This is a genomic window from Paenibacillus sp. IHBB 10380 (assembly GCF_000949425.1).
In the GTDB taxonomy this organism is placed as follows: Bacteria; Bacillota; Bacilli; order Paenibacillales; family Paenibacillaceae; genus Paenibacillus_AQ.
The window spans coordinates 2435826-2455933 of record NZ_CP010976.1 but is presented as its reverse complement, the minus strand read 5'-3'; the positions used below and the strand labels follow the sequence as shown (position 1 = coordinate 2455933).

The window sequence follows — 20108 nt, the reverse complement described above, 5'->3', positions numbered from 1 at the left end:
ATATGAATGCAAATCGAAAAAAGTTATTAACCGGTGATATAGTGACAAAGGCGATAAAAGATAGCTTTGTGAAGTTGAACCCAGTCAAGATGATGAAAAATCCCGTGATGTTTGTGGTAGAAGTCGGGACATTCATTGTGCTACTCATGACGATGTTCCCAAATTACTTCGGTACGGAAGACAGTATCGGTTTTAATCTGACTGTATTTTTGATTTTGTTGTTAACGGTGCTGTTCGCTAACTTTGCTGAAGCTTTAGCAGAAGGACGTGGCAAGGCACAGGCCGATTCTTTGAAACAATCGAAGAAAGAGATCACAGCCAATAAAATAGTGAATGGCGTTCTGAAGCAAGTACCTTCAACCGACCTCCGTAAAGGGGATATCGTCGTCGTGTCACAAGGAGAGATGATTCCTGGTGACGGTGAGGTGATCGAAGGTCTGGCCTCTGTCGATGAATCCGCCATTACGGGTGAATCTGCAGCCGTTATTAAAGAAGCGGGTGGTGACTTTAGTTCGGTAACAGGCGGTACTCGGGTTGTCAGTGATAAGATCAAGATCAAAATTACAAGTGATCCTGGAGAGTCATTTATCGATCGTATGATCGCTCTGGTGGAGGGTGCTTCAAGACAAAAAACACCTAATGAAATTGCGTTGAACACCCTGCTAACAAGCTTGACGATCATTTTTTTGATTGTTGTCGTTACCCTTGCACCGATCGCAAGGTACTTGGAAATTGAGCTGACGGTTCCTATTCTTATATCTTTACTTGTATGCTTGATTCCAACAACGATTGGTGGGCTGCTGTCAGCTATCGGAATTGCAGGTATGGACCGTGTTACCCAATTCAACGTGCTGGCGATGTCGGGTAAAGCCGTTGAAGCCGCTGGCGATATTAACACGATGATTCTTGATAAGACAGGAACGATCACTTTCGGTAATCGAATGGCCAGCGCGTTTATTCCTGTTGGTTCAGAGAACCAAGCTTCAGTTGCGGAGTGGGCTGCAATTAGCTCCGTCAAAGACGAAACACCAGAAGGTCGCTCTGTGTTGGATCTTCTTAAAAAGCAAGAGCAACCTTTTAACGAATCCATCGCTATAGATGGCGAGTTTATCGAATTTAAAGCCGAAACTCGGATGAGTGGAATTGATCTGAAAGACGGTCGTAAAGTGCGTAAAGGCGCAGTCGATGCAGTGAAGAAATGGGTAGAAGGTCAAGGCGGCACAATACCCGTGGACTTGGGTACAAAAGGTGACTCGATTGCGAGGGAAGGCGGAACCCCGCTGGCCGTAGCGGTCGATAATCAAATCTTCGGACTGATCTATCTCAAAGATACTGTGAAACCGGGGATGAAAGAACGCTTCGAACAACTTCGTAAAATGGGGATTAGAACCATTATGTGTACGGGAGATAATTCATTGACGGCTGAAACCATTGCACGGGAGGCAGGTGTGGATGAGTTTATCGCTGAAAGTAAACCAGAAGATAAAATTGCTGTCATTAAGCGAGAACAAGCGCAAGGTAAGTTGGTAGCGATGACGGGGGATGGCACAAATGATGCCCCAGCACTAGCTCAAGCAGACGTAGGACTTGCGATGAACAGTGGTACGGTAGCAGCCAAGGAAGCGGCCAATATGGTCGATCTGGATTCCGACCCATCGAAGATCATTGAAGTGGTGGCTATCGGGAAGCAACTATTGATGACTCGTGGCGCACTAACGACATTTAGTATCTCAAACGACGTTGCCAAATATTTCGCTATCATTCCGGCCATGTTTATGCTAGCCATACCGCAAATGGAAGCTCTCAATGTCATGGGTTTAGGTTCGCCGATGTCCGCCATATTATCAGCATTGATTTTTAACGCGATCATCATTCCATTATTGATCCCACTTGCCATGAGAGGTGTCGCATACAAACCGATGAGCTCCAACAAACTGCTACAACGTAATCTTTTTATATATGGATTGGGTGGTATCGTAGCGCCGTTCGTCGGGATCAAGTTAATTGATATGGTTGTACATTTCTGGATTTAGATTATATATAGAAAGGGTATGAAGAGATATGAATAAAACGTTAAATACAAGCTTGAAAACAGTGGGCCTCTCCCTTAGTACTGCCATAAGATGTAGTCTGGTGCTTATTGTATTGTGCGGCATCGTGTACCCGCTTGTAAGTACAGGAGCGGCACAACTGTTAATGCCCGATAAAGCAAATGGTAGCCTTATTCAGAACAGTCAAGGTGAAGTGATAGGCTCGGAATTAATCGGACAGAATTTTACAGATCCAAAGTATTTTCAAGGTAGAGTATCGAGCATCGAGTATAAAGCCGAGGCATCTGGAACCAATAACTATGCTCCTTCCAATCCAGAATTGTTGAAGAGAACGCAAGAGTCCATTGCTGCATGGGAGCAAAGTAATCCCGACGTACCCGTAAGCAAGCTTCCCATTGACTTGATTACGAACTCAGGCTCTGGTCTGGACCCTCATATTACACCAGAGTCAGCTAAAGTTCAGATACCACGGATCAGCAAACTGTTAGGGATATCTGAGGCCCAACTAGGTAATCTGGTTGAAGCAAATACGGAAGGACGCGATCTTGGTGTGTTCGGGGAACCACGCGTTAATGTGCTTAAATTGAACATAGCCTTGAAAGAAACTTTTAATAAATAATGAAAGAAGCCGGTCACCCTTATGAGGGTGCTCCGGTTTTTATCCGTGCAGGAGGGACGATGGATAATTTCAGAAGAAAAAAACCGGAAGAGATCTTGCAGTCCATCTCCAAGCTACATCAAGGCCGGTTGAAAGTTTATATTGGTTCTGTTAGCGGTTCTGGAAAAACGTATCATATGTTACGTGAAGGACAATCTCTTAAAAGCCAAGGCATTGATGTTGTAATCTGTGCTGTTTCTACGATGCAGCGTGCAGAGACGATAGAACAAATCGGGGATCTAGAACGTGTCCCGAGTATTCACTGGTGGAAGAATGGAATAGAGAAAAAGGATTTGGACTTGGATGCATTGATCGAAAGGAATCCTGAGGTTGTACTTGTGGACGGTTTGGCTCACCGAAATCGGGAAGATGCCCCATTGAGTACACGATTAGAAGATATACAACGCTTGATCAGTCATGGCATGAGTGTCATTACGACCGTCAACGTGTATGAACTTGAAGATGTGCGGTCAGTTGCACAAAAACTAACTAAGATTGAGGTTGCTGAAACGGTACCTACAGATACGCTGAATCTAGCTGATGAAGTGGTACTGATTGATGTTACCCCCGAGAAGATGCTAACCCGTGTTGCTGAAGGGAAATTAAGTCTCGACGACAAAGAAATCTTTAAACGTGGAAATTTGGCGATACTCCGTGAGCTAACGTTACGATTAGTAGCTGAAGGGGTCAATGATTCACTCGAAAAGTATCGTGAAGAATGGGGACTTATCGGCCCGTCAGGTGCAGGTGAACGTATCCTTGTCTCAACACAGTATCATTGGAATGGTTCGATTTACATGCGTAGAGGGCAACAAATTGCCAAGAGGCTGAATGGTGATTTGCTTGTCGTGACTTTTGTGAACAAGGATAAGGAGCTTACCAGAGAGGCGGCAGCGTTTAAAAGATCACAGCTTAAGCTTGCTAATCGAATCGGAGCCGAGTTTGAGGAACTTCCATTATGTGCAAGAAGGGAGTTACCTAGGGTTTTGGTCCATTATGCACTTGAGAATAATGTGACACGTATCTTGCTTGGACATTCCAAACAAACGCGATGGCAAGAGTTGTGGCATGGGTCCATCGTGCATGATATGTTGAAAAAAACGCGCAATGTAGATATCTTCATCGTTGCGGATCGTGCAGAACACGATGGAGAACGAATCCTGCCTACAAAAATTTCCAAACCAGAGGAAGATAAGGAATTATTTCGCCGTTTAAGTTCTCAGGAATTGGACCAAAAAATTGAACAAATCAAGCGGGGTACTTTTCAAGTGTACATCGGTGCTGCTCCGGGTGTCGGAAAAACCTTTACCATGCTACGTGAAGGGAATCATCTGCTCAAAAAAGGAATCGATGTCTGCGTTGGATTACTGGAAACACATGGTCGTAATGACACACAAGCACAAGTTAATCTTTTAGAAATATTACCGAGAAAGGTGATTGAATATAGAGGAACCCAATTAGCAGAGATGGATACAGCGGAAATAATCCGAAGAAATCCAGAGGTCGTATTAGTCGATGAACTGGCACATACCAATGTCCCGGGTAGTCAATATAAAAAAAGATATGAAGATGTTCTTGAAATCTTGGCAGCGGGAATCTCGGTCATTACAACGGTCAATGTACAGCATTTGGAGAGCCTAAATGATGCAGTTGAACAAATTACTGGTGTACGAGTTAGAGAGACGATTCCAGATCATATTCTAAGGCTTGCGGATGAAGTCCAGTTAATAGACGTTACGCCTCAATCGCTGCAACAGCGCATGAAAGACGGCAAAATTTATAATATGAAAAAGGTTCATCAAGCGCTCAATAATTTTTTTAGAACGGGTAACTTGATTGCACTTAGAGAATTGGCATTACGGGAAATCGCTGATGATGTTGATGAGAGATTAGAGGCTTGGGAACGAAATAACTCTTTAAGAGGTCCGTGGAGACGGAAAGAAGTGATTTATGTGTGCATCAACAATACTCTGCATGCAGAAAGATTGATTCGAAGGGGGTTTCGGATTGCCAACCGCCTGAAGGCGATTTGGTATGTTACATTTGTTCAGTTGGAGCACGCAGACAGTACGGCGGTCATGACTGAGCAACTAGAAGCTCTAAAGAAACTTACTGAACGGTTAGGAGGGAAGTTTGAGATTCAAACGACGAGAAGGCGGAAGCACATACCTGATGTTCTGGTATCAAAAGCCAATGAATACCAAGCCACACAGATGATCGTGGGTCAATCGAAAACTAAGTTGTGGAAAGAAGTATGGCAAGGCTCCATCATAAAAAAACTCCTTCGTGCGACCAGACACTTGGATGTTCTCGTTGTCGCTGATTTTGAACCCTTGAATTAATAATAGAGGAATCAGAGACTACCCTAAATTCGGGTAGTTTTCTGATTTTGTGCTGAACCTAATTGATGCAACTAATAAAGAAGTAAATCGTATATACATATGTATCAAAACGGTAGGGCTGAGCTGATGAAATATAAGCAGCAACCCTTTAAATGGTTATGAATCCGTTATAAGATTCGTAGTAGGGGTATTTAGGTAAATCATACATAGTTTTTGAGGAGGTTTTTTTGTGTGGAAAAATGTAGTAAGACAGGCACTCTAGTAATATATTTATAAATAGTACATTTATGCTGGATAGGGAGGTTTACGAGCTGGTTCATTATTTGCAACGAAGAAACGTGATGCTGGTATTTATTTGTTTAGTTTTATTATGGGGTACCGCCTTTGTAGACAAAGCGGCAGCGGCAGAAGTGGTTAGTTCTGATTTTATTATCGTGAACAAGAAAACGAACAAATTGGCTTATTTTAGAAATGGAAAGTTAGACAAAGTATTCTCGGTAGCTACAGGGAAAGATCCTAGCTTGACACCGGAAGGTAGCTTCAAAATTGTGAACAAAATAAAAAACAGGCCTTATTACAAAGAGAAGATTGCCGGAGGGGATCCTCGAAATCCTTTAGGTGATAGGTGGCTAGGGTTAGAAGTGAATGGGACTAAGGGAACAACGTATGCTATTCATGGTAACAATAATGTGAATTCTATTGGGAAATATGTAAGTGCAGGTTGTATAAGGATGAAGAACGACGAGATCCATTGGTTGTTCTCACAAATTAAATTAAATATTGTTGCTATCATAACTTCTTCCAATTTATCGTTTGAACAGATTGCGATCAACAATGGGAAACTGTCTAATATGAAGGTGCTTACGGGAAAACTGATGATTGACGGTAAGAAAAATACATTGAAAGAACCTCTTGTACTTGAAGATTCCCGCGTCTATATTCCACTCAGGGAGTCCGTTAAATTACTTGGAGGTAATCTTCAATGGAACAATAAAACAGAGACCATCACCATGTTGGTGAATGGCCGCACAATTACTCATAAACCACTTACCAACAAAGCGACAGTGGACGGAACGAACGTTAAAATTATAGAATCTCGGTACCAAGGTGAAACAGTAATGCTTTCTTTAAAGAGTTTACTTCAATTATCAGGCTTACAAGGAAAATGGGATTCCAAGTCTAATGCTGCTATCATTAATAACTAGAGAACTGTGGGTTATAGATCTAAGTGACTGCGAGTTTGATGGAATAAATGTGGAAATAGAAGACTTGAATGGCTGTATCATCTCAGCGCATCAAGCTTCGTCTTTTGCAGGGCTTTTAGGACTGGTTATTAAATAATTATTTTACTATGTAATTGTGAAAAAATAAATAAAAATGGATAGAGAATCAGATGTGTTCTGGTGGATCTATCCATTTTTTGTTATTTATCCAGTTTATTAGGTTCTGTTTCAATGGCTTTTAATCCAATATCCCCATTTTCAACCACATGTTTAAGGGTTGAACATTTATTGGTCCAAAACTGTTCGTAAAAGGAAAGCCACTGTTTTAATTCTGTTAAGGGTTCTGGTTTCAACCAATAAATTTTTTCTCTACCTATCTTACGTCCACGGACTAGCTCTGCTTCTGAAAGGATATGAAGGTGTTTTGCAACGGCTGTACGGCTCATGGAAAAATGGGATGTTATTTCTGAAATGGGTAATTCCTTTTCAGCAAGCAATCGAAGTACCTCTCTACGAGTGGGGTCAGCAAGAGCTTGAAATACATCACGCTTTGCAGTTGAGGGTATCATTTAACCCTCGACAACCTTTTTAAGTCTTTCATTAACAATCTGAACCCAACCGTGTCCCATTCTGTCACGAATAACGGAGCTTTTCTCGTTCGCTTTCGGGAGGATTGTATCAGGTTGTTTCCATCCACTATGAATGAGAGTAAACTCCGTTTTATCCCCCAACTCTTTTAACATGAATGTAACAACCCAACCATCGGTATCCCATGTAAAAGAAAGTCTATTCGGAGCATCAATTTCTATTACTTTGCATGGAGATGGACCAAAAGGTGATTGCAAATGGAATTCATGTCCTTCTTTGAGTTGGAAATCATTGGGCATGAACCAGGATGCAATGCCATCTGCAGTCGATACTGTATCCCATACGTTTTGAATAGATGCTTCAAAAATAACGGTTTGTATAACATCTTCAAGTTTATTCTGATGGTTTGTTTCCATAATCATTCTCCTACTTTCTAATAAATGTACAACCATTTGGTTTCACTTATTGGATTATATACAACCATTTGGTTTCATGTCAATGTTAAGATGTTAATATCCATGATTTTGCTCATACTAGCTTAGAAGGGCGAATATTGTCGTATATAATATGTGAACTTTTTTCTTTGTTATACGAAGTTTTAGCGCTGGCCTAGATAATATGAATTGTTTGTGTTAGGAATAATTGGTATTATAGTGCGTATGTGGTTTTAATAAAGAGCCATATGCAACACTCCAGTACACATAAAAAACACATCACATCGTTATAATGATACAGAGCATTATGCTGGAGAGAGGGATGAAAATTTGAGTAGAAAAGTCCTCCTTGTTGAAGATGAACGAAGAATCCGAGAAATCGTAGCGGATTATTTCAAGCAGCAACAGTGGACCGTCTATGAAGCTGATAATGGCAAGAGCGCCTTGGAGATGTTCGAGATGGACAAGCCTAATTTGATTATTTTAGATATTTTAATGCCTGGTATGGATGGATGGACAGTTTGTAAGCAGATACGCAATCAGTCTGATGTACCTATCATATTATTGACTGCTAAATCTGATGATGATGATAAAATACATGGATTTGAGCTTGGAGCCGATGATTATGTCACGAAACCTTTCAGCCCCAAAGTGCTGGTTGTTCGTGCCAATACTTTAATGAAAAGGTTCGAGGGTTTGGTTAGTCCTCAGTCACATATTCTACGCTTTGGTCAGGCTGTATTGAATACATTAGCACATCGTCTAAACATAGAAGATACAGAGATCGAACTAACACCGAAAGAGTATGAACTATTGCAATTTCTGATTCAGAACAAAGGTATAGTATTATCTAGAGATACAATTCTTGATCGTGTGTGGGGTTTGGATTTCGATGGTGATTCACGGGTAGTGGATACACATATCAAAAAATTGCGAAGTAAACTAGGGCATGAATCTCGTTATATTCGAACGGTAATCGGAACAGGATATAGATTTGAGGAAGAAGAATGAAGAAACAAGGAGTTACATTTAAACTATTTGCTGTGACAGTCTCATTTTTTCTGTGTTTCTATGGATTGTTTACTTTAGGGCAACTCCTATTCTTTGAGAATTTCTATCAGTATCAAAAAATTAATCGTGTTGAGAGCAGCTTGAAGAAGTTCAGCAACGATTATGCACGAGCTAATTGGGATTCAGAACGTGTCTCCACAGAAGCAGCCAAGGTAATGACACAGAATAAAAATCACCTTGCGATCGTAACATTAGATGGAAAAGTAAAATTTGACGATCCCTATCATATCAAAATTAAGCAAGATAATGGTCAATTAACGGATGTGTCCATTTCCTTGTTTATGAGTCAATATAGAGAACAATTTATGGCTGCTCAAATTCGTTTGGGTGATCAGTTAGACGTGGAAGGTGAGAAGGATGGGCGATCATCTTCCCAATTGCTGTATCCTATTCGTATTAGTAAAGAAGGTGGTCCTTCCATAGGGAGTCAGACCAATGGAAGGGCTGAATTTCAGACCAAGCAAGTGTCTGGTAAAGTAGTAAGTTTCTTATTACCTAATAGGAAAGCATTGAGCCTGCGCCAGGGCATGCTTCTAATGGCTTTGGAAGATTGGTTTCCCTTATCTGAGGATCATATGAGACAATTACAGCGTGGAGTGGTCGTCAAAGAGGAATGGACGGAGCCTTGGAGTGGCATGCGTAACATCATTGTTGTTCAACCGATTCAATCTAATCAGCCGACACCTGAGCTTATATTCTCAGTCACGTCACTTCAAGAAATAAGTGAAGCGAATGAGGCCTTACGTTGGTTTTATCTATATTTGGGAATCGGCGGAGTCTGTATTATGGTGATTATGTCATTCATGTATTCCAAAATGGTGACTAAACCATTAATTTCAATAAATCAAGTCGCCAAACGGATGGCGAAGCTAGATTTCACTACGCCTACTCCAGTCAGACGTAATGATGAATTTGGGAGTCTGTCAGATAGTTTGCATACCTTATCAAGAACATTAGACAGCACACTTCATGAATTGAAAGAAGCCAATCGGCAATTAGTAGTTGATATGGAGCAGAAACAGAAGATGGAGCGGATTCAACAAGATTTTTTCTCAAGTGCTTCACATGAATTAAAAACACCTTTAAGTATCATTAAAGGATTTGCTGAGGGACTACACGATGGAGTGAGTGCAGGGAAGCAAGATCATTATATACAGGTCATTATTGAAGAGTCAGAGAAAATGGAAGTGCTTGTTAAGGATATGCTTGATTTAGCAAAGCTTGAATCGGGTACGGTCAAATTAAGGAAAACACCGTTATTGTTAAGTGATCTTGTGGAAGAAGTTGTAGCTAAACTTGTTCACCTACTGAAAGACAAACAATTACAAGCTATCGTGATTCCTACTAATGAAATGCCAATTCAGGCCGATGTGGGCAGACTTGAACAAGTGATATTTAATATGATTGTGAATGCAATCCGTTATGCTGAATTGGGGAGCTCAATCATGATTAGAATTCAGAGCTCCAAAGAATCTACCATGTTTGCGATAGAGAATAAGGGGATCCATATCCCCGAGGAGCAGCTCGAACTCGTGTGGGAACGATTCTATCGCGCCGAACCTTCAAGAAATCGGGAAATGGGAGGCACGGGGATAGGGTTATCCATAGTGAAGCATATACTAGACTTACATCGTTGTAGATATGCAGCAGAGAACATTCATGAAGGAGTCCGATTTGTTGTTTGGTTTGAGGACTAAGTAGGTTCGAGTAGTATAATGGGATTCATGATAAGGAGTCGAGAATGATGAAGTTATTTTGGTTGCCTTCTGCCTGCACCGCAGCGAATCTCGCTGCAGGGGTAATCTCATTGAAGTTGACCATTGACGGAGAATATATCGCTGCTTTTGTATTGGTGATGATTGCGGCATTTTGGGATGTATTAGATGGTCTACTAGCGAGATTACTACATGTGAGCAGCGAATATGGCAAAAACTTAGATTCTATTGCTGATGTCATTTCTTTTGGAGTAGCACCTATATTTCTGATGTTTCTAAATAACTTGCAGGACATGCCGCGGATGAGTGAATTAGTTATTGTTATTTTTCCAGTCTGTGGTGCACTACGTCTGGCAAGATTCAATATTCAGCCCAAAGAGTCAGCAACGAAAGGTTTTATTGGACTACCTATTACAGCCGCGGGCGTCATACTGGCTGGTGTTTCGGTATTGGGAGCGTACGTTCATACGACGATGATGATTATTATCGTTTGTTTACTATCTTGTTTAATGATTAGTCGTATACCATTCCCATCTTTCAAAAAATGATATAGGGTAAGGGGGCACATGATGGAGTGGGCCATGGAATTCATAACACAATATGGATATTTAGCTATTTATATATTGCTTGCTATTGGAATTGTTGGCCTTCCAGTACCTGACGAGGTTGTCATGACGGTTGTAGGCTTTTTGATCTCCACAATGGCGCTAAATTTTCTGATGTCTGTTTTGGTAAGTTTTGCGGGAGCAATTACTGGGATGACGATTAGCTACATGATAGGTAAGAAAGTAGGTAAACCTCTATTTAATAAATATGGTAGATGGGTAGGTATGACACCGAAACGCTTCAATAAAGTAGAAGACTGGTTTGTTCGATTCGGGCCTTGGGCCATTGTGTTAGGTTATTTTATTCCTGGAATAAGACAAGTTACCTTTTATATTTCTGGTATTAGCGTTATGCCCTTCAAGAAATATTTATTTGTAGCGGGATTAAGCGGATTAAGTTGGGTTTTGATTTTTATTTCTATTGGATATTATATTGGGGTTATTATGTGATTATATATGACGCTTGAGTAAATGGATGAGGCGCTTATTCGAATCGGCAAAATGCTGACGGATAGGCGTTTTTTAATGGAGTAAAAACTTTTTGTATTTTTTGGAGAGTAATGGTAACACTACATTGTACTAATGACATGACTCTTTCATGTCAATTCTGGCCTTGTTGCTGTTGGGATGATGTATATGTGGAAAACAATTGTTTCTTATATTCCGGATTGGTTAGTTTTTGTTCAAGCTCTAGTGATCTTGATCGTTCCTATAATTATTTACTTTACATCTAAATGGCTTCAGTCTGCTTTGGGAACTCGAACTTCAGAGGGTACCCCAACAGAGAATAAATCTGAAGAGAATACACCTGAGAATGGGAAGGCTGAGGCAGAAGATAATATCCCGTTTACAGGTAAATATGTAACAGACTTAGCGTCCATTAAGAAAAGGATAGCTCAAAATTGTGATGTTCATTTTAGAGAGTTTACGATGGCTACTGGTAAAAAGGCAGCTATTATATATGTCGAAGGACTTTATGATAAAGATCTTATTGAGATTCAAGTGATGAAGTCTTTGATGATCGATGAAACGGAAGAAACGGAAGAAACGGGAGAAACGAAAGAAAAGAAGGAAATGAAAGAAACTAAAGAAAAGAAAGAAACGGAGAAGTCATCTGAAGATACTAAGATTACAAAAACGTATCTTACAAATAAAATGCTTCCTGTTAGTCAAATAAGTGAGGCTCTCAATCTACAGGAATTAGTTTCGGATATATTGATGGGATCTACAGCACTGCTCATGGATGGAATAGCAGAAGTATTACTTCTAGGTACAGCAACGGGGAAAAAACGAAGTATAGAGGAACCTCTATCAGAAGGGCTATTAAGAGGTCCACGTGTAGGGTTTACTGAGATATTGAGCGATAATACCGCTTTACTAAGACGTCATGGTAAGAATGAAAGTTTGGAAATGATTAAATTTCAAGTAGGGTCACGTGCGAAGAAAGATCTTGTCGTTGCTTATATGAAGGATATAGTTAATTCCGATTTACTGGAGGAAATTAAACGCCGGATAGAAGCAATAAATATGGATTATTTACCAGAGTCAGGATATGTAGAACAATTGATTGAGGATAATACTTTAAGTCCGTTTCAACAAGTTCAAAATACCGAGCGACCTGATCGAGTCATTAACTCATTGTTGGAAGGGAGAGTTGCAATTTTACTGGATGGGAGTCCGTTTGCACTGATTGTGCCGGTAACCTTTAGTATGTTGTTACAGTCACCCGAGGATTATTATGAAAGATGGATACCGGGTACGCTCTTGCGGATGTTACGATTTCTAGCAACATTTTTTGCTTTATTTGCTCCTGCATTGTATATATCGTTTATTTCTTATCACCCTGGGCTTATTCCTACGAAGTTGGTTATGTCTATTATTGAAGCGAGACAAGGAGTACCCTTTCCATCTCTTATAGAGGCATTAATTATGGAAACATCCATTGAAATATTAAGAGAAGCAGGAGTCCGATTACCGAAACCTATAGGTCCTGCTATGGGTATCGTTGGTGGTCTAATTATTGGTGATGCAGCTGTGAATGCGGGTCTAGTTAGTCCCTTTCTAGTTATCGTTGTAGCCGTAACTGCTATTTCTTCATTTGCCATTCCGACGTATAGTGCAGGAATAACGCTACGATTATTACGTTTTCTGGCCATGTTCTGCGCCGCTGTTTTAGGTGCTTATGGAACAATTTTGTTTTTTCTGTTATTATTCAGCCATTTAGTGAAGCTGAAAAGTTTTGGAGTGCCGTACATTAGTCCTGCAGCTCCATACAGATTAGATGATTGGAAAGACTTTATATTTCGTTTGCCCTTTAAGGTGATGAAACGCCGACCGCTCATGATGAAGACTAAGGATTCTGACCGTAAAAAATAAATGGGAGCGGAAAGGAGGAGGATTCTGTGTTTACCCGGACGGATGATAAGATAACAACGGCACAAACAATAGTAATTATTAGTTGCTATATGCTTGGATCTGGGGTTCTTACACTTCCAAGAACTTTAACCGAGAGAGTTAAATCTGCAGATGGTTGGATATCAATAATTTTAGGCGGGTTGATCATTATGCTCGCAGGAATATGTATCGTGAAACTGTGTGAGCAATTTCCTGGTAAAACCATTTATCAATTCGTAAAAGAAATTGTAGGAAGTTGGATCGGTAGTTGTTTGAGCACGCTGATGATCCTTTATGTTGTTGCTATATCTGCGTTTCAGATCAGAGTGATGGCTGAAGTAACTATGCTTTATTTACTTGAAGGTACACCTATATGGGCAATTGTTATGTCTTTCATGTGGATTGGATTGTATCTAATTACGAGCGGGATCAATTCAATTGCGCGATTGTTTGAGATTATACTACCGATTACGATCGTTGTTTTATTAATTTGCTTGTTTTTGAGTAGTAGAATATTTGATATTGATAATTTACGTCCTGTGTTAGGAGAGGGAATCTTTCCTGTCCTTAAGGGGTTGAGATCAACAACACTTGTTTTTATAGGCTATGAGATCATGTTCATTCTTCCGGCGTTTATGCAATATCCCAAAAAAGGCGTAAAGGCAATGATTATAGGTACTTCAATACCTCTAGTTCTGTACATAATCACTTTTATTATGGTTGTGGGTGCATTGTCTGTTGATGGAGTCGTAAGAAGTACTTGGCCAACGCTTGATCTCATGCGAAGTTTTGAAATTACGGGTCTCCTCTTTGAAAGATTTGAGTTCTTCTTGCTTGTTATTTGGATCATGCAAATATTCTCGACATATACGATTTCTTTTTATGTGGCATCGTTGGGTCTGGCTCAATTATCGAAAAAAAATATTCAACCTTTCATGTACGGCCTGATTCCGATCATATTCATCGTTGCACTGCTACCCAAAAATATGAATGAAGTATTTAATTTTGGTGATTTCATTGGAATTATGTCTTATTTGTTCATGTTATTGCCTGTACTCCTTCTCCTAATTACAAAAATCTTCAAAAAAGGAGCTGTGAAGGAAGATGAATAGCATGAAACGCTATTTCTTATTTGCACTTTCCATCCTATTCGTACTCTGTCTAACTGGATGCTGGGGTAATAAGGAGATTGAAGATCTGAGTGTTAACGTAGGGCTAGCACTTGATGTTGGCGAGGAGTCTGAATTAGAACAAGAATTGGCTGAAGAAGGCGATAGTTATCCTAAAAAGGACCTCATAACAGTAACGATCCAAACTGTACCTGTTCTTAAAGGGAAAAAAGAACAACAAATGGGCTCTTCAAAATCCTCCTCGATGTATTTGAACACAGAGGAAACAGGAGATTCGATCTTTCAATTATACCGTCAGTATTCTCTTAGGCGGTATCGCCCCATTATCGGACATCATTTGAAAGTTATTGTAATCTCTTCTGAGCTTTCGCGTAAAATGGATTTAGACAAGCTATTAAAATTTATTTTGCGAGATAACGATATTAGACCCAGTTGTCTTGTATTAATAAGTGACGGAAAAGCTAGCGAAGCTCTAAATTCAAGTCAATCCGGAGACATTCCCTCGTTCCATCTCAGAAGTATGGTAGAGAATCAATTTAGAAACAATAAAATATTGGCACCTATGATTCTTACTAAATTAGATGGAATCATGAACTCAGGATCAAGTTTTGTTTTGCAAAATCTGGTTTCTGCCAAAGGGGAAACTGAATTCGCTGGGGCTGGTATTATTAAAGGGAAAATTAATAAATGGATCGGAACTTTAAATGAGCACGAGGTCGAAGGACTGACTTGGATTAAGGGAGAAATAAAAGGTGGGGTAATCAAAGCGTATGATAAGTCGGGTGAAGTTCTTGCTTATGAAATCAAATCTGCAAAAACCAAAATTAAATCAAAGGTACAAGGAAACGATATCTCTTTTCATGTGAGTATACAATCTGAAGGTCGGTTAATTGAGAACTGGGATACAGAACAAGTTCCTACAGACAACGAATTTTTGAAAGAAGCAGAGGGCTATTTCGAACAAGAATTAAAAGATACGTTACATAAAACTGTTCATAAGTTGCAAGAGGATTACCGTGTGGATGTTGCGGGATTCCGTGATAAACTTCGCATACAACACCCTAAGGTTTGGAAAAAGGTTAAAAAGGAGTGGGACGAGACTTTTAGTCAGTCAGATATTACGTACGATGTTAACTTGAAAATTACAGATTTCGGTTCCTCAGCGAAGTAAGGTTGAATAAATCATGTTGAAGAGCGGTTTATCCATTCAAACATGCGTTCTATGGCTACTTTATGAATTGCCAGAGGGAAATGATGTCCTAAGCCTTCATATTTATGTAGCGTAACATTTGCACCGACCTCTTGAAGTTTGTTAGCCATCTGTAGGCCTTGACTGTAGTCAACTTGAGTATCTTGCGTACCATGAATAATAAGAATAGGACATCGGATTTGCTCAGCCATGGCGATAGGGGAACGGGCATGATAAGAGTCTGGAACCTTCATAGGTGATCCTCCGATGACGCGTTTCAGCATTTTACGTAAATCAACACGTTCTTCATAGGTTTGTGCTAGGTCGGACACCCCACTCCACAGGATACATGTGTTAACTTGAGTGATATCGGTAACCGTTTGAGTTGCATTGATGGCTCCTCGTGAGAAGCCCATTACGGATATTCGATCTGGATCAACAAAGGGAAGGCTACTTATCAAACGGTAAGCAGACAAAACATCTTCTTTATCTTGTCCACCGAATTCATCTCGACCTTCACCGCCTTCTGTTCCACGATAAGAAGGCGCAAAGATGATGTGTCCGTAATTAGCAAATTGCTCAAGCCACTGTGTCTTGACACTTCCAACTCGTCCAATGCCACCACGGCAATACATAAGCACTGGCCATTTGTGCTTCTTGATATCTTGCTTGTCTGGTTCTATAGAGCTCGCGAGCTGGGTTATGGGTAATTCTACGGAAGGATAGAACGATTCTATGCATGTCTGTAAATCCGACACAGGGATTTTGTAGCCATGAGGTAAGCAAAGATATCCCTTTACCTTCAACCCCTCTGATATGTACGTTATATGAAACATCATGATGTAATGCCCTCTATTTCTAGTTTTTTTGTGTACGATATAAGTATATCCTAATACATAATAGTTGAGACAACATAGCGTTCTAACCATTCAATATGAACAATTCTTTCTTGTGAAATTTACAACCCTAAGATAGTTAAATATAAAAAGCCTAGTTTCTCGATTTTAACACCGAAAAACTAGGCTTTATGTTCCATAAAAACAAAGTGTTGACTACGGAGGAGTATCTAAAGCAATAACAAAATCACGAAATGGCTATGCTACTACTGACTTTCGCTACGCAACCCGAGTGCGGCTATCAGGGCGATGATCACAGCGGCTGTCGCTGCTAGGAATGCATCTGAGTATGATACAGCGTCCAGCACATATAAGGGATTTATGGAGTTATCAGCTTCTCGTCGAGCTGATAATAATGCCCCAATAATTCCAGCTCCTGTACCTGCTCCAAGGTACAAGGCACCTTGAAATATTCCCATTCCTACTCCGACTTGTTCTTTCCTAAGCGCACTTACCGCAGCGTTATTGGCGGGGGAATTCGTAAACGCACAAGCAATACCTACGCCTAGGACTCCCAGTGAAACCAAAAAGGGAGAAGCTCCAGAAGCAAATGTCGATAAGAATAGAGTTGAAATTCCCATTATTGTTAGTCCTGCAATAATCGGACGTTTAGTCCCCACCCGATCAGAAATACGACCAACTAAAGGCGAAAGAATCGCCACAGCCGCACCTCCCGGCAATAGTGTCATTCCCGCTTCTCCAGGGGAGAGACCATTCACTTCTACGACTAGCAATGGAACGAAAACAAGAACTGAGAAATAGGCAAACATAGAAAAAAAGGCTACAATGACCGAATTCACATAAAACTTATTTTTGAACAGGACAGGAGGTACAAATGGATTCTCTGCAGTGACAAGGCGCCAGATAAACCCTAACAAAGCCAATAGAGAGCCAATTAGACTACCTAACGAAGAGAACGAAGCAAAACCCACCGTCTCTCCTTGTGTTATGCCAAAAAGAAGAAAACCTACTGTAAGTCCGAGCAAAACCCCACCGATGAGATCAAATCTTCGATGCTTCCCATCCGCTACCGTCGGTGTGATCGTCGGTAGCGCATAAAGTGCACCAAGAACGATAATTATGGACAACAAAAACGTGAACCAGAACAGAGATTGCCAACCTAAAAATTGACCGACCACTCCTCCAAAAATCGGACCCGCAGCTGTTCCGACACCAATACATCCTGCTATGGTGCCCAGAGCGCCCCCTCGTTGTCCTTTTGGAAAAACCTTCGAAATGGCGACGACTGAAAGAACGGGTATAGCTGACATTCCAGCCCCTTGAACCATTCGTCCCAAAACCAATAAGGGAAGGTTAGGAGCAAGAGCACAGATAAGACTTCCAATCGCCAATATCAAAATGGCAAAAGAGAACAGCTTCCGCAACTCAAAGAAGTCCGACATACGGCCATAAAGGGGAACTCCAATAGCAAGTACAAGTGCTACACCACTTATCACCCAACTAACTTGAGCTTTCGAGGCTTCTAAATCTTCGCTTATAAGAGGAAGAACTGGATTGACTATATCAACCGTTATAGCAGCCACAAGTGAAGATAGAACGAGTATCATCATTAAGAGCCTTGTAGACATTTGTTTTTGTGATGTTCTAAATTCTTTAGATTTTATATTAAATTTCATTATGTTTACCTCCTAAAATTGTGTGTTGTTATTTTAGGAGGCTAAATCTATGGATTTCACCAAAATCCTCACCCCATAATTATTTTAATTTGTACTACTAAACTAAACACAGGTTTGTTTAACTTGATTCCATTTTTGTATTATATTGTTTATAAATTTCACCTTTAGCACACAAAAAAAAGGGGCCGTATATAGAACCGGCGCCTAGTCATTACGTTGCATTTAATTGCAAACTAATTAGGTACATTCGTTTTTGCACATATTAATATAAAGTGGCAAAAAGCTTCCGGTTGTTATTTTCATATGATTTTTTTTCAAATATTTGCTTATAAAAGGGCAGACGGGTCCCCATAGTTACCACATCTCCAGAAATTTTCATATTTTTTCCAAACTCTACATGTATGAACACATTTTCCATCGCTTTTTGCCTCCTTTCTCACTTAGTTATTCTGCAATTATAATCTATATGAATAAAAAAGTAACCACCCTAAAAAATTCTGTCTTCTGCTCTTTTTGCATAAAGAAGAATGGTTAGGTGCCCTAATAGCATAATGTTAATGTAAAAGGGGGAATTTGATGCTTGGAAATATGTGGTGGGTGTTCTTGGCGGTTATTATAGGGAGTGGTCTGATAGCTTACATTTATCTAAATAAACTTAGGAAGATTATTGGTTATCACTTAGGCATGAATATTGCGATGACAACAAGCGGTGTCTATGGTTTGGCCATAGGAGCGGTCCTCGGAGCTCAATATCATCAAAGTTCGTCTGTGGTTACGATTGCAACGACTTTACTTGCTGTCCTTATTGGAGTTCTATTCGGTTCGCTTATTGATTATCAGACATTGGTAGCGGGAGTAACCAGTGGAATCATGTCAGGGTTAATGGGGCCAATGCTGGGGATGCACTCCAATGATCCGATGCTTATTGCCGTATTCTGTACGATTCTAGTGCCTGTCTCTTCATTTATGCTTTGTTATTCTGTTAAATCATAATCCATTATATGGTTTATTATAAAGATGCCTTTTGTTATACTTCATGTATTGTTGGTCACACTAGAGGTATACGTTACAGGTAGGAGGGAAGTCAGAATGACACGTAATATACAAACTGTACCGTATGGATATGTGCCACCGATAGAGAAACGTAAGGGAACGTTGGTGTTCTACGACTCTTTTGAACACACGACAGACGATGAGTTAGAAGCTGCACTTCAGACGACAATGAAGCATTCCTTCACGAAGCTCGTTCTATATCCACTTCACGAAGAGACGTTGAGACGTATGTCCCCACAAGATGAAGTAAGCGCACTTTACAAGCGTGAGAAGCGGCTGAACTTATGGACAAGTGGGCTAGATCATTCCGTTGTTGTTATGGAAGGATGGGAAAGTAAACGTAAAAAATATACACCCATAGAATCTGCTCTTCGTCATTTGACCCATATGTATCCGGCGCCACATTTCTTGTATCTAACACCAGAGATGGCTAACTTATTTGCTTCCTTTACTTCTTTTGAGGAGTGGATTGTAAAGATTAGGTTGATTCTTTCATCAGAGCCAGTCACGTTACATCCGAAGCTGGAGAAGTACAATCATCGCTGGAAGACTATACACAGTATGGATGATGCAGAATGATTATGTGGCTCATAATCTAATAGAATCCTGACCCTTATTATGGGGTCGGGATTCTATTGTTAATTGGATACTTGCTTGATAGAGTGATTTTAATTTGTCATCCGACTCTTTATATATTGTCCTCTTTAGAAGCAAGTCCTGCGATGTCGATAGAAACGTTTACTACGAGAAGTCCTGTCATCTCTTCAACTGCCTTTTTCACATTTGCCTGAAGCAATCGAGAAACTTCAGGAAGAGAGATTCCATACATGATAATCACACGCAGACCAATCTCCACCTCTTTTTGGTTCAGTTTTATATCTACTGCTTTATAAAAATTTTTACTACTGACAGATTTTTTCCCCGCTAGCACGCCTGCTATGCCAGGTGTTTCTTGAATAGCTATTCCAATGATCTTTGCAATCACTTCTTTAGCAATTAAAATGTTGCCGATATTAACTTGAAGTTGGTTGTTCATGTTATGGACTCCTTTGACTATAATAATGTTATCTTAAATGCCTTTGTTGCCTAAAAGCAAATTCTGTTAAAATAATTAGGAATAAA

The 20108-nt window shown here is 40.2% G+C and carries 19 protein-coding genes and 1 pseudogene; 14 read left to right on the top strand and 6 right to left on the bottom strand.

Annotated features, from left to right (window positions below; translation table 11 throughout):
* Positions 1 to 2: 2 nt before the first annotated feature.
* From kdpB to UB51_RS28945, 5 genes and pseudogenes are all read left to right on the top strand, one after another.
* A complete protein-coding gene (kdpB, locus tag UB51_RS10570) occupies positions 3 to 2033 on the top strand; it encodes a potassium-transporting ATPase subunit KdpB (protein ID WP_044877264.1) in 2031 nt (676 codons plus the stop codon).
* 28 nt (positions 2034 to 2061) lie between these two features.
* Complete coding sequence (gene kdpC / locus UB51_RS10565; RefSeq protein WP_044877263.1) at positions 2062 to 2670, top strand: potassium-transporting ATPase subunit KdpC; 609 nt, start codon at positions 2062 to 2064, stop codon at positions 2668 to 2670.
* A gap of 59 nt (positions 2671 to 2729) precedes the next feature.
* Positions 2730 to 5051 (top strand): histidine kinase, encoded by a 2322-nt coding sequence (locus UB51_RS10560; RefSeq protein WP_044880048.1) that lies wholly within the window; start codon positions 2730 to 2732, stop codon positions 5049 to 5051.
* Positions 5052 to 5374: 323 nt separating this feature from the next.
* Positions 5375 to 6256, top strand: coding sequence for a L,D-transpeptidase family protein (locus UB51_RS10555; RefSeq protein ID WP_234405601.1), 882 nt, complete (start codon positions 5375 to 5377; stop codon positions 6254 to 6256).
* 13 nt (positions 6257 to 6269) lie between these two features.
* Positions 6270 to 6392, top strand: a pseudogene (locus tag UB51_RS28945) (pentapeptide repeat-containing protein); the annotation flags it as partial.
* Positions 6393 to 6474: 82 nt separating this feature from the next.
* Here UB51_RS28945 and UB51_RS10550 read toward each other — a convergent pair.
* Both UB51_RS10550 and UB51_RS10545 read right to left on the bottom strand, forming a co-directional pair.
* Positions 6475 to 6843 carry an ArsR/SmtB family transcription factor gene (locus UB51_RS10550; protein ID WP_044877261.1) on the bottom strand — a complete coding sequence of 123 codons (369 nt, stop codon included), beginning with the start codon at positions 6841 to 6843 and terminating at the stop codon, positions 6475 to 6477.
* Complete coding sequence (locus UB51_RS10545; protein ID WP_044877260.1) at positions 6844 to 7278, bottom strand: SRPBCC family protein; 435 nt, start codon at positions 7276 to 7278, stop codon at positions 6844 to 6846.
* 348 nt (positions 7279 to 7626) lie between these two features.
* Here UB51_RS10545 and UB51_RS10540 point away from each other — a divergent pair, with 348 nt between their 5' ends.
* From UB51_RS10540 to UB51_RS10510, 7 genes are all read left to right on the top strand, one after another.
* Complete coding sequence (locus tag UB51_RS10540) at positions 7627 to 8307, top strand: response regulator transcription factor (protein WP_044877259.1); 681 nt, start codon at positions 7627 to 7629, stop codon at positions 8305 to 8307.
* Positions 8304 to 10064 (top strand): sensor histidine kinase, encoded by a 1761-nt coding sequence (locus UB51_RS10535; protein ID WP_044877258.1) that lies wholly within the window; start codon positions 8304 to 8306, stop codon positions 10062 to 10064. Before UB51_RS10540 ends, UB51_RS10535 begins: the two co-directional genes overlap by 4 nt.
* Before the next feature lie 44 nt (positions 10065 to 10108).
* The gene (gene pssA, locus UB51_RS10530; protein ID WP_324607761.1) at positions 10109 to 10630 is read left to right on the top strand and encodes a CDP-diacylglycerol--serine O-phosphatidyltransferase; all 522 of its coding nucleotides are present in this window, start codon (positions 10109 to 10111) and stop codon (positions 10628 to 10630) included.
* Positions 10631 to 10651: 21 nt separating this feature from the next.
* Positions 10652 to 11137, top strand: a complete 486-nt coding sequence (locus UB51_RS10525) for a DedA family protein (RefSeq protein WP_044877256.1) — start codon at positions 10652 to 10654, stop codon at positions 11135 to 11137.
* A 186-nt stretch (positions 11138 to 11323) separates the two neighbouring features.
* Complete coding sequence (locus tag UB51_RS10520; RefSeq protein WP_044877255.1) at positions 11324 to 13063, top strand: spore germination protein; 1740 nt, start codon at positions 11324 to 11326, stop codon at positions 13061 to 13063.
* A 26-nt stretch (positions 13064 to 13089) separates the two neighbouring features.
* Positions 13090 to 14193: a GerAB/ArcD/ProY family transporter gene (locus UB51_RS10515; protein WP_044877254.1), complete on the top strand. Its 1104-nt coding sequence runs from the start codon at positions 13090 to 13092 to the stop codon at positions 14191 to 14193.
* Positions 14186 to 15382: a Ger(x)C family spore germination protein gene (locus tag UB51_RS10510; RefSeq protein WP_052675858.1), complete on the top strand. Its 1197-nt coding sequence runs from the start codon at positions 14186 to 14188 to the stop codon at positions 15380 to 15382. Before UB51_RS10515 ends, UB51_RS10510 begins: the two co-directional genes overlap by 8 nt.
* 11 nt (positions 15383 to 15393) lie before the next feature.
* Here UB51_RS10510 and UB51_RS10505 read toward each other — a convergent pair whose 3' ends face one another.
* The 3 genes from UB51_RS10505 to UB51_RS28230 all read right to left on the bottom strand — a co-directional run bounded on the left by UB51_RS10505 (position 15394) and on the right by UB51_RS28230 (position 18351).
* Positions 15394 to 16239 carry an alpha/beta hydrolase family protein gene (locus UB51_RS10505; RefSeq protein ID WP_044877253.1) on the bottom strand — a complete coding sequence of 282 codons (846 nt, stop codon included), beginning with the start codon at positions 16237 to 16239 and terminating at the stop codon, positions 15394 to 15396.
* A gap of 263 nt (positions 16240 to 16502) precedes the next feature.
* A complete protein-coding gene (locus tag UB51_RS10500) occupies positions 16503 to 17933 on the bottom strand; it encodes an MFS transporter (protein WP_044877252.1) in 1431 nt (476 codons plus the stop codon).
* A gap of 262 nt (positions 17934 to 18195) precedes the next feature.
* Positions 18196 to 18351, bottom strand: a complete 156-nt coding sequence (locus UB51_RS28230) for a hypothetical protein (protein WP_160297253.1) — start codon at positions 18349 to 18351, stop codon at positions 18196 to 18198.
* Between the two features lie 158 nt (positions 18352 to 18509).
* Here UB51_RS28230 and UB51_RS10495 point away from each other — a divergent pair, with 158 nt between their 5' ends.
* Both UB51_RS10495 and UB51_RS10490 read left to right on the top strand, forming a co-directional pair.
* A complete protein-coding gene (locus tag UB51_RS10495) occupies positions 18510 to 18926 on the top strand; it encodes a hypothetical protein (RefSeq protein ID WP_044877251.1) in 417 nt (138 codons plus the stop codon).
* Between the two features lie 96 nt (positions 18927 to 19022).
* On the top strand, positions 19023 to 19565 hold the full coding sequence (locus tag UB51_RS10490; protein WP_044877250.1) for a hypothetical protein: 543 nt from the start codon (positions 19023 to 19025) through the stop codon (positions 19563 to 19565).
* Positions 19566 to 19674: 109 nt separating this feature from the next.
* Here UB51_RS10490 and UB51_RS10485 read toward each other — a convergent pair whose 3' ends face one another.
* The gene (locus UB51_RS10485; RefSeq protein WP_044877249.1) at positions 19675 to 20022 is read right to left on the bottom strand and encodes an Asp23/Gls24 family envelope stress response protein; all 348 of its coding nucleotides are present in this window, start codon (positions 20020 to 20022) and stop codon (positions 19675 to 19677) included.
* Between the last annotated feature and the right edge of the window lie 86 nt (positions 20023 to 20108).